Raw genomic sequence first — 1141 nt, 5'->3', positions numbered from 1 at the left:
TAATTTCGTCTTTAAACCCCTGGCTTACCAAAGATGAAAAAGAAGAACAGAGAACAATAACAATATCAAATGCAAGAGGCAGAGTTTATGAAGAGCCTACCAAAAATCTGCTTTTGCACAAAGTTGGCATAGATGTGGATTTTGGTTATTTTTTCATTATTGAGCAAAGTTTAATAGGCGGCAAAAACTTGGAATTCAGGGATTTTTCACCCTTTGTAGCTTGGCACAATAATTTCAGTTATGGATACAGCAAAACGAGCGTAGCTTTGGAAGCTGGGCTTAGACCTGCAAAAAAATCTGAGTTTTATTGGCAATTTGCTATGGAAGATATTCAAAGCCCCGTGGGCGAGGTAGAGGGGGATAAAGGTTACACAACGCTTGCTTTTTTGGCAGGCTACAAGCAAAAAATTCCTCTTGGGATTTACGGAGAAATTGAAAGCAGAATAGATGCTGTTCGCACAGACCCGCAATTCAACAACAACAAAGTGCCTTTGCAAAAAATGACAAGCAGAAAAATTTACAGCAGCAATTTCAGGGAACAGAGCAAGCCGAATTTTGCGGATATGTACATTGCGGACTACCCGCTTGGCTATCGCAGGGGTCCAGATGCTCTTGATTTATGGTGGAACCTCAAGTATATTTCCGCAGATAAAAACTTCAGTGCAGAGTTGGAAAGCGCATATTTGAGGCAAGGCGATTGCGAAATTTACTCAGACCATCAAAAATGCAGCGAGCGAAAAATTTTGGAAGGAGTGGAAGAAAAACTGTTCTTGCTAGATTTTTTGGCAAATTATTCTTACAGCAAATTTTTTGGCATTTATGCCGGCGCAGGCTTCCAGAATGCAAAGAATAAAGACAACATATTGGGAAACAGCAAAAATGATGCCTGGGCTAAGACTGGGGTGAGAATTTTCCTGTAATTCAATAGGCTCTTGCTACAACTCGCCTTTCTCTTTCAAATTGTGCAAAATTTCGTCTATCCTTGCGGCGTGTTGCAGGTTTTCGTCAAACACAAAATGGAGTTCGGGGAATTTGCGAAGTTTGCTTAATTCTGCCAAGTGAGAGCGTATAAAGCCGGCGGATTGCTGCAAGGCGTGCAGGCTTTTCATCTGTTCTTGTTTTGAGCCTAAAACAGAAACCC

General features: G+C 41.2%; 2 protein-coding genes. One reads left to right on the top strand and one right to left on the bottom strand.

The features are described 5' to 3' along the window. Nucleotides 1-134: 134 nt before the first annotated feature. Entirely contained in the window at nt 135-920 is a 786-nt protein-coding gene (locus ACYVRA_RS06645; protein WP_461251961.1) for a hypothetical protein, read from the top strand. A 15-nt stretch (nt 921-935) separates the two neighbouring features. On the opposite strand, the gene rbfA is transcribed toward ACYVRA_RS06645, so the two are convergent. Continuing rightward, nucleotides 936-1141: 30S ribosome-binding factor RbfA (rbfA, locus tag ACYVRA_RS06640; RefSeq protein ID WP_461251960.1), on the bottom strand; the 206-nt coding region annotated here is incomplete at its 5' end.

The sequence above is a fragment of the Treponema sp. R8-4-B8 genome (assembly GCF_054786175.1).
This window is presented reverse-complemented; position numbering and strand designations above follow the sequence as displayed.